Below are 14,293 nucleotides of genomic sequence, written 5' to 3'. Positions count from 1 at the left end.
AGAGCGGTGGGTTGATTCTTTCGTCTCAACCGAGGCGCGCATTCTACGCTAGCCTCACATTCTGTCAAGCGTTTATTTTGAAGTGTTTCGCTAGAAACCTGAACAACTTCAAACACTTGACTCGCTTCGATCTCTCGTTAGCGGGAGGCGAATTCTACAGCGTTTCAAACCGCTGTCAACCACCTTTTTCACCGCTTTCGAATCGTTCATTTAAGAACCGATCGAAACCTTACCTCGCCATCTTGAACCTATAACTCGTTGATTAACAAGGAGTTTCAAGTTCCGACTGCGCCGGAAGTGGGGCGAATTATAGACAGATATAATTCGCCGTCAACCCCTTTATTCGGATTTAAGCGATACCCGTGCAAAGGCCTTCTTGCCCGCCTGGCACACATGGGTAGCGCCCAAGGCGAAGACGAAGCCGCGATCGACCACTTCACCATCTATACGCACACCACCGGATGCCAACAGGTCCCGAGCCACCGCGGAGTTTTTCACCAAACCTGCCTTGTTAAGGATGGCGGCGATCGGCATAGCCTCCGACGCGGTCAGCTCGACTTCCGGCAGATCCTCGGGCAGCTCGCCTTCTTTCATACGGTTACCGGCAGCACGGTGCGCGTTGGCGGCGGCTTCTTCGCCATGAAACCGCGCGACGATCTCTTCTGCCAGTTTGATCTTGATGTCACGGGGATTGGCACCCGCCTCGACATCAACTTTGAACTGGTTGATCTCGTCCATCGAGCGGAAGCTCAGCAGCTCGAAGTAGCGCCACATCAGCGGATCAGGGATCGACACCAGCTTGCTGTACATCGAGCCCGGCGCCTCCTGAATGCCAACATAGTTGTTCAGCGACTTGGACATCTTCTTCACCCCGTCCAGGCCTTCGAGCAACGGCATCGTCAGGATGTTCTGCGCCTCCTGGCCATAGGCACGTTGCAGCTCGCGCCCCATCAACAGGTTGAATTTCTGATCGGTACCGCCCAGCTCGACATCGGCACGCAGCGCCACCGAATCGTAGCCCTGCACCAAGGGGTAGAGGAACTCGTGAATAGCGATCGACTGGTTGGCTTTATAGCGCTTGTCGAAATCGTCACGCTCGAGCATCCGCGCCACGGTGTACTGCGAAGCCAGGCGAATGAAGTCAGCCGGCGAAAGCGCGTCCATCCAAGTGGAGTTGAAGGCCACCTCGGTCTTGGCCGGGTCGAGAATCTTGAAGACCTGCGCCTTGTAGGTCTCGGCGTTTTCGAGCACCTGCTCGCGGGTCAGCGGCGGGCGCGTGGCGCTCTTGCCGCTCGGATCGCCGATCAACCCGGTGAAATCACCTATAAGGAAGATCACATGGTGACCCAGCTCCTGGAACTGGCGCAGCTTGTTGATCAACACCGTGTGGCCCAGGTGCAGATCGGGTGCCGTCGGGTCGAAACCGGCCTTGATCCGCAGCGGCTGTCCACGCTTGAGCTTTTCCACCAGCTCGGACTCGACCAACAACTCTTCAGCACCGCGCTTGATCAGCGCGAGCTGCTCTTCAACCGACTTCATAAAATGGACCCACGAGGCTCAGATTCAAAGGGCTCAACCATACAAGATCACGCATCAAATACAAGGTACGACCCACCATGTGACCTGATAAGTGTTACAGAACGTCTGCGCGCTTGCTTCGATGAGGTTTTGGTTATATTTTATACAGTTATTTCATCTTCATCATGTCATTCATCTTTTCCAATTCATCTTTTTTCAAAGTCAAAACTACCTATGATCGAGACACCGCCTAAAGCGCCCCCGCTTTATCCGAAGAGCCATCTATTGGCCGCAAGCGGCATCGCCGCCCTCCTCAGCCTGGCTCTGCTGGTATTTCCCTCCAGCGAAGTAGAGGCCAAAAAGACCTCGATGGCCATTGACCTCGAGTCCCCGGCAGACCAACTCCAGAAAGAGCAGAACACCCCGGCATCCGATACCGACGACACCGAAAACGCCACCGACTCACCGTTTGCCAAGATCAATCAGGATGGCGACGAGCAGAATACCGCCGACAGCGGCGACGACTCTGATGCCGAGCAAGCCGAGGCGGATGCCGACGCCAGCTCGAAAGCGAAAGCCAAGCCCACCGCCGCCGCCGTACCCGGCTCGGTCCATAAGCAAGTAGTGGTCGCCAAGGGCGATACGCTCTCGACACTGTTTCAAAAGGTAGGCCTGCCAGCATCCGCAGTGGCTGAAGTGATGGCCAGCGACAAGCAGGCGAGCCAGTTCAGCAAACTGCGCCACGGTCAGATGCTGGAGTTCGAAGTGTCCGCCGACGGGCAGCTGCAGAGCCTGCACAGCAAGCTCAGCGACCTCGAAACCATCCGCCTGAACCGCGCCGCCACCGGTTTCGCCTTCGAGCGCGAAACCAACAAGCCGGTCATGCGCGAAGCCTATGCTCACGGCGTCATCACCAGCAACCTCTCGGTCGCGGCGCAACGCGCTGGTCTTTCGCATAAGCAGGTCACCGACCTGGCCGGCATCTTTGGCTACGACATCGACTTCGCCCAGGACATCCGGCACGGCGACGAATTCGAGGTCATCTACGAGCAGCGCGTGCTCAAGGGCAACGTCATCGGCACCGGCAATATCCTGTCCGCCCGCTTCGTCTCCCGCGGCAAGACGTACACGGCCGTGCGCTACACTAGCAAACAAGGGACCACCAACTATTACACCGCGTCCGGGGACAGCATGCGCAAAGCGTTCGTACGCTCGCCCGTGGACTTTGCCCGCATCAGCTCGCGTTTCTCGGGTGGGCGAAAGCATCCGATCCTCAACAAGATCCGTGCGCACCAGGGCGTCGACTATGCCGCGCCAAGGGGCACCCCGATCAAGGCCACCGGCGACGGCAAGATCTTCATGGCTGGGCGCAAGGGCGGCTACGGCAATGTAGTGATCATCCAGCACGGCAAGACCTACCGCACCCTGTATGGGCATATGCAAGGTTTCGCCAAGGGCATCCGCGCAGGCGTCCCGGTCCGGCAGGGCCAGGTCATCGGCTACATCGGCACCACCGGGCTGTCTACCGGCCCACATGTGCACTACGAGTTCCAGGTCAATGGCGTGCATGTCGACCCGCTGGGGCAGAAGCTGCCGATGGCCGACCCGATTGCCAAATCCGAGCGAGGGCGTTTCATGCAGCAAAGCCAACCCTTGATGGCCCGCATGGAGCAGGAAAAAGCTACCATGCTGGCCTCGAAGCGCTAAGCCATGGCGCTCTATATCGGCCTCATGTCCGGCACCAGCCTTGATGGACTGGATATCGCCCTGATCGAGCAAGGGCAGGCTACGCGCCTGCTCGCCAGCCATTATGTGCCGATGCCCGACGATCTGCGGCGCACTTTGCTGGCCTTGTGCAGCAGCGGTCCGGATGAAATCGCCCGTGCCGCCCTCGCGGAAAACCAATGGGTCCGCTTGGCGGCCGAAGGCATCAAGCAACTGCTGCAAGATCAGCAACTCGATGCCTCGGCGATACGCGCGATCGGCAGTCACGGGCAGACCGTGCGGCACGAACCTGCCCGCGGCTTCACCTTGCAGATCGGTAATCCGGCGTTATTGGCCGAGCTCAGCGGCATCAGCGTCGTCAGTGATTTTCGCCGTCGTGACGTCGCCGCTGGCGGTCAGGGCGCGCCCTTGGTTCCAGCCTTCCACGAAGCACTGTTCGGTGGTCAAGGGCAGCGCCTGGCAGTGCTCAATATCGGCGGTTTCAGCAACCTGAGCCTGATCGAGGTCGACCAGCCCGTCGCTGGCTTCGACTGCGGGCCGGGCAATGTGCTACTCGATACCTGGATTCAGGCGTGCAAAGGCGACAGTTACGACAAGGATGGGGCCTGGGCCGCCAGCGGCCAAGTGAATCCCTTGCTGTTGATGACACTGCTGAGCGATTCGTTTTTTGCCGGCACCGGCCCGAAAAGTACCGGTAGGGAAGTATTCAACCTGACCTGGCTGCAGCAGCAGTTGGCCACGCTGCCGCCTTGCCCCGAAGCTGACGTACAGGCGACGCTCCTGGAGCTGACCGCACGCACCATCGTCGAGTCCCTGAAAAAAGCCCAGCCGACGACCGATGCACTGCTGGTCTGCGGCGGCGGCGCTCACAACGGCGCCTTGATGGCCCGAATTGCCGCGCTGCTGCCCAGCACGGTCGTCGCCAGCACTGCGGCCAAGGGCGTCGATCCGGATTGGGTCGAGGCCACCGCCTTCGCGTGGCTGGCCCATTGCTGCCTGGAGAGTATTCCAGGCAACCGGCCCAGCGTTACGGGTGCTAAAGGGCTGCGTATCCTGGGCGCCATCTACCCGGCCTGAAAGCCATCCTGATAAACGCCAGACAGCAAAACGCCGCGCATCTGCGCGGCGTTTTGCATTGTCTCGGGTGAAATCAGATCGAGAACGACTGACCGCAACCGCAGGTGGTGGACGCATTCGGGTTGTTGATGACGAAACGCGAGCCCTCAAGACCTTCCTGGTAGTCCACTTCGGCCCCCGCAAGATACTGAAAGCTCATCGGATCGACCACCAGACTCACGCCTTCGCGCTCGACGATGGTGTCGTCATCGGCCACATCTTCATCGAAGGTGAAGCCATATTGAAAGCCCGAACAGCCGCCGCCGGTCACGAACACGCGCAACTTCAGGCGGTCGTTACCCTCTTCGTCGACCAGGTTCTTGACCTTGTTCGCAGCACCGTAGGTGAACTGCAAAGCCGTTGGGGTAAAGGTTTCGACGCTCATGCTGACTCTCTCCCGGCGCTAGGCCGTCATAATGCGTAATGACGCCATTATCCGCTTCTCCGACAAAATTGGTCAACAATTGTGCTGAGCTGCGTGATGAGAGGCCATGAACACCGCAATCGAGAGGCAAGCACCCTCATCAACTTGTATTACGGCAGCATGCCCGCATGGGCAAGACCCAGGCGCTCATCCAGGCCGAACAGGATGTTCAGGCATTGCACGGCCTGACCGGAAGCGCCCTTGGTGAGGTTGTCGATGACCGAAAGCACCACTACCAGGTCGCCACCCTGAGGGCGGTGCACGGCAATACGGCAGACATTGGCACCGCGTACGCTGCGGGTTTCCGGATGGCTGCCGGCCGGCATGACATCGACGAAAGGCTCATCGGCATAGCGCTTTTCGAACAGCTTCTGCAAATCCACCGAGCGATCGGTGACCGTGGCGTACAAGGTCGAGTGAATGCCACGGATCATCGGCGTCAGGTGCGGGACGAATGTCAGGTTGACGTCGCCACCCGCCGCACGACGCAGGCCTTGAGTGATCTCGGGCAGATGGCGATGGCCTTTGACGGCGTAGGCCTTCATGCTCTCGCCCGTTTCGCAGAACAACGAGCCCACCGCCGCACCACGGCCAGCACCGCTGACACCCGACTTGCAGTCGGCAATCAGGCGACTGTTATCGGCGAGGCCGGCTTCGAGCAGCGGCAGGAAACCCAACTGGGTCGCCGTCGGATAGCAACCCGGAACTGCGATCAAGCGCGCCTGGCTGATGGCTTCACGATTGACTTCCGGCAGGCCGTAGACCGCCTCCTTGAGCAATTGCGGCGCGCCATGGGGTTGGCCGTACCACTTGGCCCATTCGTCGGCGTCCTGCAGGCGGAAGTCCGCCGACAGGTCGATCACCTTGGTACCGGCATCGAGCAATTCACCGGCCAGCGAGTGGGCGACGCCATGGGGCGTAGCGAAGAACACGACGTCGCAGGCACCGAGCGTCTGCACGTCAGGCACGCTGAAGGCCAGGCCGTCATAGTGGCCGCGCAGATTGGGGTAAAGGTCGGCAACGGGCAGGCCGGCTTCCGATCGCGAGGTGATCACGACCACTTCAGCCTGGGGATGCTGCGCCAGCAGACGCAGCAGTTCGACACCGGTGTAACCCGTGCCGCCGACGATACCGACCTTGACCATAAAACCGCCCCTCACTTAACGAACAGACTGGAAAGCCCCCGATAATAGAAGGCAACGCTTTCAGTAACAACCGTGCTGATGACGGAATACCCCGCTTGCTACTACTATCGGATCACCGTGAACCTGGAAATTATTAGAAATGCTCTATTTATGGATCAAAGCCCTGCACATCGTCAGCATCGTCTGCTGGTTTGCCGCGCTGTTCTACCTGCCCCGCCTGTTCGTCTACCACGCGCAAAGCGAAGACACCGTCAGCCGCGAGCGCTTCATCATCATGGAACGCAAGCTCTACCGTGGCATCATGGGCCCCTCGATGATCGCCAGCCTCGTGTTCGGCATCTGGCTCATCTACCTCAACCCTGGCTGGCTGCATCAGGGCTGGCTGCACGCCAAGCTGCTGCTGGTCTTCCTGCTGATCGGCTACCACCATATGTGCGGCGCCCAGCTCAAGCGCTTCGCCCGGGGCGAGAACACCCGTAGCCACACGTTCTATCGCTGGTTCAACGAGGTGCCGGTGGTGTTCCTGCTGTTGATCGTCATCCTGGTCGTCGTCAAACCCTTCTGATTGCCCTCTCCTTAACAAGGACGTCGTAATGGCCGTACCGCAGTACAAGATCACCTTTGACGGGCAACTGTTGCCTGGTATCGACAAGCCCACCGCGGTGCGCAACCTGGCGACGCTGTTCGAGGCCAGCGAGCATGCCGTCGAGCGATTGTTCGAAGGCCGCAAGTTGGCGCTCAAGCGTCACCTGCTGCTCGAAGACACGCACAAGTTCGTGCCGATGCTGGAGAAGGCCGGTATTCGGACTCACCTGGAAGACGACACGCCGTTCGATCCTGCCGGATCGGAAACGCTGGCGGGTGGCGCGACCTATGACGATATCGAGTATTCGCCGTGGGCTGCGCCAAGGTCGGGTGAGGAAGTCTACGACCCAATCGTTACAGGCCCACGAAAAGCCCTCTCGCTGGAGGGGCGACTTGGCAGGATCAATTACGCGGCATGGTCGCTATTGATTCTGATCGTCGGCGGCTTGGTCGTAAAAGCGGTCGCACCGATGGTCGAGTATCTTGTCGGGCCAAGCGTGTCATTGCTGATCATGTCCCTGTGCTATCTAGCAGCGTCCGTCGTGATAGGAGTAAGGCGCCTGCACGATATCAACTGGTCAGGCTGGTTGATCCTGCTGTCCGCGGTGCCCTATGCGGGCCCCATATTCGGGCTGGTCATGCTGTTCAAACCAGGGACCCCAGGCAATAACAGGTTCGGCCCCCAACCCCGCCCGCCCACCCTGCTGGCCAAACTCTTCGTTGGCATCGGCTGCATTTTGGTCATTGTCGCGATCGCTGTGGTCGCATGGTACATAGGCACAATCGGGGCGACCGCCCACCAGCCCTCTTCTTGATATCGGCACTGACGGCCCTACGCGGTAAACTGCAGCATCGATACACCTGTGCGCTCCATTCCCGATCGCACAGCACGGAGAACCGCATGACCCGTTACACCCTGATCACCGGCGCCTCCAGCGGCCTGGGCCTGGCATTGGCCGAAGCCCTGGCGCGTCGCGGTCGTCATTTGCTTCTGGTGGCTCGCCAGCGCGAACCGCTGGAGGCCATCGCGCTGGAGCTCACTCAGCGCTTTGGCGTCGAAGTGCTGTTTCGCGCCTGTGACCTGGGCGAGCCGTTGCGCTTGTCCGGCTTCTTGCTGGAACTTGAAGAAAGCGACCGACGTATCGATCTGCTGATCAACTGCGCCGGCATTCGCTCTTACGGTTCCTTTCTGGCCCAGGACTGGGGCGTCGAGCAAGACCTTATCGAGCTCAACGTGCTGGCCCTTACCCGCCTCTGCCACGTACTAGGCAACGCCATGGCGGTGCAAGGCGGCGGGCAGATCCTCAACGTTGCTTCCCTCGCTGCATTCCAGCCCGGCCCGTGGATGGCCAGTTACAGTGCCAGCAAGGCCTACGTCATGCATTTATCCGAAGCGCTGCGCGAAGAGCTCAAACGCAGCGGCGTCAAGGTCTCGGTGCTATGCCCCGGCCCGGTACGTTCGCCGTTACGCAATATTCCACGCCTGTCAGGTTCGAGCCGAGTTCTGAGCCCTGAAGAAGTCGCGCTGTACACCGTCCGCGCGCTGGACCGCAACCGCGCGATCATCATACCGGGCCGGCGCAACCGCTGGCTGGCACGCGCTGTGCGCTTGGGTTCTCGCTGGTTGGTCCGCAAGATCAGTGGCTACATCAATACCGCCTACTGCCCACGCTGATACACTGCAGTATTTGCACAGATGCCCGCCCGACAGGATCGGGCCGAACTTTCAGTCTGGAGAAACCGCTGTGGAAACTCTGTTCACCAAGATCATCAACCGGGAGATCCCGGCCAAGATCATCTACGAGGACGATCAGGTCCTGGCCTTCCACGACATCGCGCCGCAAGCCCCCGTGCATTTCCTGGTCATTCCGAAAAAGGCCATCCGCACGCTCAACGACCTGACCGAAGACGACAAAGGCCTGGCCGGGCACATCCTGCTGACCGCCCAGCGCCTGGCACTCGAGCTGGGTTGCGAGGAAGGCTTTCGCGTGGTGATGAACTGCAATGAACTCGGCGGCCAGACCGTCTATCACATTCATATGCACGTGCTCGGTCAGCGCCAGATGAACTGGCCACCGGGCTGAGCCCCCTTTGTGGGAGCGGGCTCTGCCCGCGGATCTGCTAACGTTTCTGCCCGTTTCACTCGGAGGAGCCCATGGCTACCGAACGTCAATACTCGCCCATCGACCGTCTGTTGCTGCAGGCCGACACTGCCATGCGCACCCTATTGCCCTTCAGCGGCCAGCCGTCGCGCCCGTCGCCTGCCATCGTCAAGCCCGACGCTGCGCTGGACGAGACCGAGTCCCGGCATATCGCCGGCCTGATGCGCATCAATCACACCGGCGAAGTCTGCGCCCAAGGCCTGTATCAGGGCCAGGCGCTTACCGCCAAGCTGCCAGCAGTGCGCAAGGCCATGGAGCACTCGGCCGAGGAAGAAGTCGACCATTTGGCCTGGTGCGAACAACGTATTCGCCAGCTAGGTAGTCGCCCCAGCGTACTGAATCCGCTGTTCTACGGGATGTCGTTCGGTATGGGCGCCGCGGCAGGCTTGATCAGCGACAAGGTCAGCCTGGGATTCGTCGCCGCTACCGAGCATCAGGTATGCAAGCACTTGGACGAGCATCTACAGGAGCTGCCCGAAGTCGATCAGAAATCCCGCGCGATTCTCGAGCAGATGCGCATCGATGAGGCCGAACATGCCGAGTCGGCGCTGGGCGCAGGGGGATTGCGCTTCCCGGCGCCGGTCAAGCTGGGTATGAGTTTGTTGGCCAAGGTGATGACCAAGACGACCTACCGAGTTTGATTTTGCGCCACGAATACCGACCTCTTCGCAGCAAGCCTTGCTCCCAGGTGTACGCCTGTAGGAGCAAGGCTTGCCCGCGAAGAGGCCAGTAAGATCACCATCAACGATGGGATAGACGCCCTTACTCACCCAACTCGACGATCTCATAGTCGTGAGTAATCTCCACCCCTGCTGCACCGAGCATGATCGACGCCGAGCAATACTTCTCGGCCGACAACTCCACCGCCCGCTTGACCTGAGCTTCCTTCAACCCGCGCCCCTTGACCACGAAGTGCATGGTGATCCTGGTGAATACCTTGGGATCGACCGGTGCGCGCTCGGCATCCAGAAACACTTCACAGCTTTCGATCGGCTGACGAGATTTTTTCAGGATACTGACCACATCAAAGTTGCTGCAGCCACCCAAGCCGATCAGCAGCATCTCCATGGGCCGCACACCCAGGTTGCGACCACCGCTTTCTGGCGGGCCGTCCATTACTACGACATGACCGCTTCCCGACTCGCCCAGAAACATGGCTTCACCGGCCCACTGGATACGTGCTTTCATCACCCGGACTCCACTGTTGAAAAAAATGGCAGCCAGCTTAGCACAGGGCCTGATTTTCACTTTCTGTGTTGATGAGTTCGGCGCCGGAACAGGATTCATGTCGAAGCAGTAAATATAAGGATACAAATATTCATGTCTGATAAGCTGACGCCAAATTGATGGCACCTTAGTACCTACTCATTCGGCGCGTCCCTTTTCGAATCCGGAATATCCCTATGGCAGTCGCTTGCGCGGTAAAGATCCAGAATATCGAGAATCTGCTGACTCACTGCCATCGCCGGCGTTTTGCCGCCAAGAGCAACATCATTTGCTCGGGTGAGCAGTCGCAAACGCTCTCGTTTATCGTCAAGGGCTCGGTGACCATTCTGATCGAGGACGATGACGGTCGCGAGATGATCATCGCCTACCTCAATCCTGGGGATTTCTTCGGCGAACTGGGATTGTTCGAGCCGGCGGAAGCCGAGCGCGAACGCAGCGCCTGGGTGCGGGCCAAGACCGAGTGCGAGGTCGCAGAGCTGAGCTACGAGAAATTCCGCGAACTCGCGCAGCAGAATCCCGACTACCTCTACGCGCTGGGCAGCCAGATGGCGCAACGATTGCGTAACACCACCCGCAAGGTGGGTGATCTGGCGTTTTTCGATGTGACCGGTCGCGTCGCCCGCTGCCTGCTGGAGTTATGCAAGCAACCCGACGCCATGACCCACCCCGACGGCATGCAGATAAAGATCACTCGCCAGGAAATCGGCCGGATCGTCGGTTGCTCGCGGGAAATGGTCGGACGGGTGCTTAAAGACCTCGAAGAGCAGAATCTGGTCAGCGTCAAAGGCAAAACGATGGTGGTGTTCGGCACCCGTTAGTCTTTATTGGCGATTTCTACCAGAGTCGCCTGATAGACCTGCTTCAGGCGTTCGAACAGCTCTTCAGCGGCGAACCGCTCGTGCAAGGCGATATGGCTGTCGGCCCTACAAACCTGAGGCACGCCGCAGCGCTGGTTGAAACGATTGACGGCACCGACCATGGATTCACGCTCGTTATCCATGAGCATGGCGCCATGCACCAACACCACCGGGCGCGTACCACTCAGCCCTTGGCGCCAGCGTTGCGCCGTGCCCACCCACTTGCGGCCATCCAGATTGACGTTGAAGCGGCCATCACAGAAGGCACCTTCGATCTCACCCAGCGACGATTCACCGCCATAGGCATCGAGCGCCGCGCTGAGTGGATCGCACAAACGCCGATAGGCAATTTCCAGACGATTCTGATCACCTTCGCTACGGGGGGCGGCACAGACCAGCGCCACATTGACCGTGGCTGGCGATTGCGGCACCGGCTCGCCGCCGGTTTCGCGCAGCAGTACTGGCCAGCCGGAGGCAGCCAGCTCGCCACAGGCGGCATCGAAATGTTCAAGACGATTCAGGCGCCGCGGCATGACCAAGGCGCGATCCGTGGGCTGCCAGAACAGTAACCCATGGGGCTGGCGCCCGGCACAGACGGCGGCCAGCAGGTCCTGCTCAGCCTGAAGGCCGGCAGCAGTGGTGAGGCGTTGCACAGTGTCCATGCCGTATCGACCCTTGTAGCGAGAGGGCTTGCACCCGATTCGGTAAAGCTGATGCGCCGCGATGCAGGGGCATCTGCCGGGGGCAAGCCCCCTCGCTGCAGGGTCAGTCCAGTGTCGAGACGCTGTTCTGAATCACCCGCTCAGGGAAGAACAAACGCTGCAACTCCTGCCCCGGGCTCTCGGCACGCATGAATGCCTCCCCCACCAGAAATGCGTACACGTCGCTGATTTCCATCAACTCGACGTCCGCACGGTTAAGGATGCCGCTCTCAGTCACCACCAGGCGATCGCGGGGAATCCGCGGCAGCAGATCCAGCGTGTTCTCCAGGCTGACTTCGAAGGTATGCAGGTTGCGATTGTTGATGCCCAACAGTGGCGTATCGAGGACTTTCAAGGCCCGATCCAGTTCGTGGCCGTCGTGCACCTCGACCAGCACATCCAGGCCGACGCCCTTGGCGACGCTGGCCAATTCAGCCATTTTCACGTCATCCAACGCAGCGACGATCAGCAATATGCAATCTGCCCCCAATGCCCGCGCCTCGACGACCTGATAGGGGTCGATCATGAAATCCTTGCGGATCACCGGCAACGTGCAGGCCGCGCGGGCTTGCTGCAGAAAGGCATCGGCGCCCTGGAAGTAATCGACATCGGTAAGCACCGACAGGCAGGTCGCGCCGCCCTTTTGGTAGCTGCGCGCGATATCGGCCGGCACGAAGTTCTCGCGGATCACGCCCTTGCTCGGCGAGGCTTTCTTGATTTCGGCAATGACCGCCGGCTGCTTGCGCTTGGCCTGCTCGATCAGCGCCTTGGCGAAGCCCCGAGGGGCATCGGCCTGAGCGGCCAGACGTTCGACCTCGGCGAAGCTCACTCGCGCCAGGCGCTCGGCAACTTCCTCGGCCTTGCGCGCCAGAATGTTTTCCAGAACCGTCGGTACACTCATCCTTCATTCTCCTGCTTGAATACCGCGGTAAAGGCACCCAGCTCTTCGAGCTTCTCCCGGGCCAGGCCGGTGTGCAATGCATCATGGGCCAAGGCCACGCCTTCTTTCAACGAACGGGCGTGATCGGCAGCATACAAGGCCGCGCCGGCGTTGAGTACGATCATCTCGGCGGCCTTTTGCCCGTTTTCGGTCTTGCGCTTGCCCAGGGCATCCCGGATCAGCTCCAGCGATTGCGCCGGGCTGTCCACCACCAGGCCATACAGGCTCTGGCTCTTGATGCCCAGGTCTTCGGGCTGCACGGTATATTCGGTCACCACGCCGTTCTTGAGTTCCGCGACATGGGTGGCGGCCGCCAGGCTGAACTCATCCATGCCGTCCTTGGAATGCACCACCAGCACGTGCTTGCTGCCCAGGCGCAACAGCACCTCGGCCAGCGGCCGACACAGGGCCTCGCTGAACACGCCGACCACCTGGTGCTCGACACCCGCAGGGTTGGTCAGCGGGCCAAGCATGTTGAAAATGGTCCGCAGGCCGAGTTCCTTGCGCGGGCCGGCGGCGTGCTTCATCGCACCGTGATGGGCCTGGGCGAACATGAAGCCGATGCCGACGCTGTCGATGCAGCGCGCCACTTGCACCGGCGTCAGGTTCAGATACACCCCGGCCGCTTCCAGCAAATCGGCACTGCCGCTCTTGCCCGATACCGCGCGGTTGCCATGCTTGGCCACGGTGCAACCCGCCGCCGCAACGACGAATGCCGAGGCAGTGGACACGTTGAAAATGTTGGCGCCATCACCGCCGGTGCCGACGATGTCCACCACACCGGCCAAGCTCTTGAGCTCGACCTTGCCGGCCAACTCGCGCATGGCCGATACCGCGCCGACGATTTCATCGATGCTCTCGCTCTTCATGCGCAGGCCCATGAGGAAGGCGCCGATCTGTGCGTCAGTGCACTGGCCGGTCATGATCTCGCGCATCACGTCGCGCATTTCATCCGTGCTCAGGTCAAGGTTGCTGACCACTCGGTTCAAGGCCGTTTTGATATCCATGCTGATTCCTTAGCCCTGACGGACGCCGCCGGTCTGCTTGAGAAAATTGGCGAACAATTCGTGACCCTGCTCGGTGAGGATCGACTCGGGGTGAAATTGCACACCTTCGACATTGAGGGTCTTGTGGCGCAGGCCCATGATTTCGTCGACGCTACCGTCGTCGTGCTGGGTCCAGGCCGTCACTTCCAGGCAATCGGGCAATGTCTCGTGCTTGACCACCAACGAATGGTAGCGAGTCACCGTGAGCGGATTGTTGAGACCGGCGAACACGCCCAGATCACGGTGGAACACCGGGCTGGTCTTGCCGTGCATCACCTGACGCGCGCGCACCACAGCACCGCCGTAGGCCTGGCCAATTGACTGGTGGCCCAGGCAAACACCGAGAATCGGCAGCTTGCCGGCGAAATGCAGGATGGTCGGGATCGAGATACCGGCTTCGGTCGGCGTGCACGGGCCCGGCGACACGACGATACGCTCCGGCGCCATGGCTTCGATATCGGCCAGCGTCAGTTCGTCATTGCGGACCACCTTGACCTCGGCGCCCAGCTCTCCCAGGTACTGCACGACGTTGTAAGTGAAAGAGTCGTAGTTATCGATCATCAAAAGCATGCTGCACCCAATCTACTGATGTTATGAGCGTTCGAGCGCGACATGGGCACTCGACGTGCGTCTGCATTAATCCGAATACGGGACGTGAGTACTTCCCGCCAGGGACTGCGTGCCGGCGGTGGGCAGAAAAGAGGGTGTATCGCTGGCATCGGGCAATCTCCTGAGGGTTGGAGCCGCCGTGCCGGGGGAGTTATCTGAAACCTGAACCTTGCTCACCCGTGACGGCGGCAAGTGCGCTTTCAAGGCGCAACGACATGCCGCTTCCTATTGGAAGCGC

General features: G+C 60.2%; 16 protein-coding genes. 8 read left to right on the top strand and 8 right to left on the bottom strand.

The genetic code is table 11. The annotated features are described in order from the left end of the window. Window positions 1-339 precede the first annotated feature (339 nt). The gene (tyrS, locus tag LIX93_RS13025) at window positions 340-1,539 is read right to left on the bottom strand and encodes a tyrosine--tRNA ligase (RefSeq protein ID WP_226504438.1); all 1,200 of its coding nucleotides are present in this window, start codon (window positions 1,537-1,539) and stop codon (window positions 340-342) included. Window positions 1,540-1,752: 213 nt separating this feature from the next. On the opposite strand from tyrS, the gene LIX93_RS13020 reads away from it, so the two are divergent. Beyond that, complete coding sequence (locus LIX93_RS13020; RefSeq protein WP_226504437.1) at window positions 1,753-3,225, top strand: peptidoglycan DD-metalloendopeptidase family protein; 1,473 nt, start codon at window positions 1,753-1,755, stop codon at window positions 3,223-3,225. Window positions 3,226-3,228: 3 nt separating this feature from the next. Continuing rightward, window positions 3,229-4,320, top strand: coding sequence for an anhydro-N-acetylmuramic acid kinase (locus tag LIX93_RS13015; protein ID WP_226504436.1), 1,092 nt, complete (start codon window positions 3,229-3,231; stop codon window positions 4,318-4,320). 73 nt (window positions 4,321-4,393) lie between these two features. Here LIX93_RS13015 and erpA read toward each other — a convergent pair whose 3' ends face one another. Next, the gene (gene erpA, locus LIX93_RS13010) at window positions 4,394-4,744 is read right to left on the bottom strand and encodes an iron-sulfur cluster insertion protein ErpA (protein ID WP_226504435.1); all 351 of its coding nucleotides are present in this window, start codon (window positions 4,742-4,744) and stop codon (window positions 4,394-4,396) included. Between the two features lie 149 nt (window positions 4,745-4,893). After that, window positions 4,894-5,928, bottom strand: a complete 1,035-nt coding sequence (argC, locus tag LIX93_RS13005; RefSeq protein WP_226504434.1) for an N-acetyl-gamma-glutamyl-phosphate reductase — start codon at window positions 5,926-5,928, stop codon at window positions 4,894-4,896. Between the two features lie 139 nt (window positions 5,929-6,067). Between argC and hemJ the strand changes: the two genes are divergently transcribed. From hemJ to coq7, 5 genes are all read left to right on the top strand, one after another. Then, entirely contained in the window at window positions 6,068-6,493 is a 426-nt protein-coding gene (gene hemJ, locus LIX93_RS13000) for a protoporphyrinogen oxidase HemJ (RefSeq protein WP_226504433.1), read from the top strand. 28 nt (window positions 6,494-6,521) lie between these two features. Then, entirely contained in the window at window positions 6,522-7,328 is an 807-nt protein-coding gene (locus LIX93_RS12995; protein WP_226504432.1) for a DUF805 domain-containing protein, read from the top strand. Between the two features lie 86 nt (window positions 7,329-7,414). Next, window positions 7,415-8,188, top strand: a complete 774-nt coding sequence (locus tag LIX93_RS12990) for an SDR family oxidoreductase (protein ID WP_226504431.1) — start codon at window positions 7,415-7,417, stop codon at window positions 8,186-8,188. Window positions 8,189-8,258: 70 nt separating this feature from the next. Further along, entirely contained in the window at window positions 8,259-8,597 is a 339-nt protein-coding gene (locus LIX93_RS12985; protein ID WP_226504430.1) for a histidine triad nucleotide-binding protein, read from the top strand. A 71-nt stretch (window positions 8,598-8,668) separates the two neighbouring features. Further along, the gene (gene coq7, locus LIX93_RS12980) at window positions 8,669-9,316 is read left to right on the top strand and encodes a 2-polyprenyl-3-methyl-6-methoxy-1,4-benzoquinone monooxygenase (RefSeq protein ID WP_226504429.1); all 648 of its coding nucleotides are present in this window, start codon (window positions 8,669-8,671) and stop codon (window positions 9,314-9,316) included. 121 nt (window positions 9,317-9,437) lie between these two features. Here the strand turns inward: coq7 and LIX93_RS12975 are convergent, their stop codons facing one another. Then, the gene (locus tag LIX93_RS12975) at window positions 9,438-9,863 is read right to left on the bottom strand and encodes an OsmC family protein (RefSeq protein ID WP_226504428.1); all 426 of its coding nucleotides are present in this window, start codon (window positions 9,861-9,863) and stop codon (window positions 9,438-9,440) included. Between the two features lie 215 nt (window positions 9,864-10,078). Between LIX93_RS12975 and crp the strand changes: the two genes are divergently transcribed. Further along, window positions 10,079-10,720 carry a cAMP-activated global transcriptional regulator CRP gene (gene crp, locus LIX93_RS12970; RefSeq protein WP_226504427.1) on the top strand — a complete coding sequence of 214 codons (642 nt, stop codon included), beginning with the start codon at window positions 10,079-10,081 and terminating at the stop codon, window positions 10,718-10,720. Here the strand turns inward: crp and LIX93_RS12965 are convergent. The 4 genes from LIX93_RS12965 to LIX93_RS12950 form a co-directional block, all read right to left on the bottom strand. Next, entirely contained in the window at window positions 10,717-11,421 is a 705-nt protein-coding gene (locus tag LIX93_RS12965) for a lipoate--protein ligase family protein (RefSeq protein ID WP_226504426.1), read from the bottom strand. The genes crp and LIX93_RS12965 overlap by 4 nt on opposite strands. Window positions 11,422-11,524: 103 nt before the next feature. Further along, complete coding sequence (gene trpC / locus LIX93_RS12960; RefSeq protein ID WP_226504425.1) at window positions 11,525-12,361, bottom strand: indole-3-glycerol phosphate synthase TrpC; 837 nt, start codon at window positions 12,359-12,361, stop codon at window positions 11,525-11,527. Then, on the bottom strand, window positions 12,358-13,407 hold the full coding sequence (gene trpD, locus LIX93_RS12955; RefSeq protein ID WP_226504424.1) for an anthranilate phosphoribosyltransferase: 1,050 nt from the start codon (window positions 13,405-13,407) through the stop codon (window positions 12,358-12,360). Before trpD ends, trpC begins: the two co-directional genes overlap by 4 nt. A gap of 9 nt (window positions 13,408-13,416) precedes the next feature. Then, window positions 13,417-14,016, bottom strand: coding sequence for an aminodeoxychorismate/anthranilate synthase component II (locus LIX93_RS12950; protein ID WP_226504423.1), 600 nt, complete (start codon window positions 14,014-14,016; stop codon window positions 13,417-13,419). Window positions 14,017-14,293 lie beyond the last annotated feature (277 nt).

The organism is Pseudomonas sp. MWU16-30317, assembly GCF_020515695.1.
Classification (GTDB): Bacteria; Pseudomonadota; Gammaproteobacteria; order Pseudomonadales; family Pseudomonadaceae; genus Aquipseudomonas.
The sequence above is the reverse complement of the archived record's forward strand: the minus strand, read 5'-3'. Positions and strand labels throughout refer to the sequence as shown.

Bases quoted from the DNA above. Each gene is read 5' to 3' on its own strand.
- erpA (WP_226504435.1), bottom strand. From the start codon at position 4,744: ATGAGCGTCGAAACCTTTACCCCAACGGCTTTGCAGTTCACCTACGGT.
- hemJ (WP_226504433.1), top strand. From the start codon at position 6,068: ATGCTCTATTTATGGATCAAAGCCCTGCACATCGTCAGCATCGTCTGC.
- tyrS (WP_226504438.1), bottom strand. From the start codon at position 1,539: ATGAAGTCGGTTGAAGAGCAGCTCGCGCTGATCAAGCGCGGTGCTGAA.
- LIX93_RS13015 (WP_226504436.1), top strand. From the start codon at position 3,229: ATGGCGCTCTATATCGGCCTCATGTCCGGCACCAGCCTTGATGGACTG.
- coq7 (WP_226504429.1), top strand. From the start codon at position 8,669: ATGGCTACCGAACGTCAATACTCGCCCATCGACCGTCTGTTGCTGCAG.
- trpC (WP_226504425.1), bottom strand. From the start codon at position 12,361: ATGAGTGTACCGACGGTTCTGGAAAACATTCTGGCGCGCAAGGCCGAG.
- LIX93_RS12965 (WP_226504426.1), bottom strand. From the start codon at position 11,421: ATGGACACTGTGCAACGCCTCACCACTGCTGCCGGCCTTCAGGCTGAG.
- LIX93_RS12975 (WP_226504428.1), bottom strand. From the start codon at position 9,863: ATGAAAGCACGTATCCAGTGGGCCGGTGAAGCCATGTTTCTGGGCGAG.
- LIX93_RS13020 (WP_226504437.1), top strand. From the start codon at position 1,753: ATGATCGAGACACCGCCTAAAGCGCCCCCGCTTTATCCGAAGAGCCAT.
- trpD (WP_226504424.1), bottom strand. From the start codon at position 13,407: ATGGATATCAAAACGGCCTTGAACCGAGTGGTCAGCAACCTTGACCTG.
- LIX93_RS12990 (WP_226504431.1), top strand. From the start codon at position 7,415: ATGACCCGTTACACCCTGATCACCGGCGCCTCCAGCGGCCTGGGCCTG.
- crp (WP_226504427.1), top strand. From the start codon at position 10,079: ATGGCAGTCGCTTGCGCGGTAAAGATCCAGAATATCGAGAATCTGCTG.
- LIX93_RS12995 (WP_226504432.1), top strand. From the start codon at position 6,522: ATGGCCGTACCGCAGTACAAGATCACCTTTGACGGGCAACTGTTGCCT.
- argC (WP_226504434.1), bottom strand. From the start codon at position 5,928: ATGGTCAAGGTCGGTATCGTCGGCGGCACGGGTTACACCGGTGTCGAA.
- LIX93_RS12950 (WP_226504423.1), bottom strand. From the start codon at position 14,016: ATGCTTTTGATGATCGATAACTACGACTCTTTCACTTACAACGTCGTG.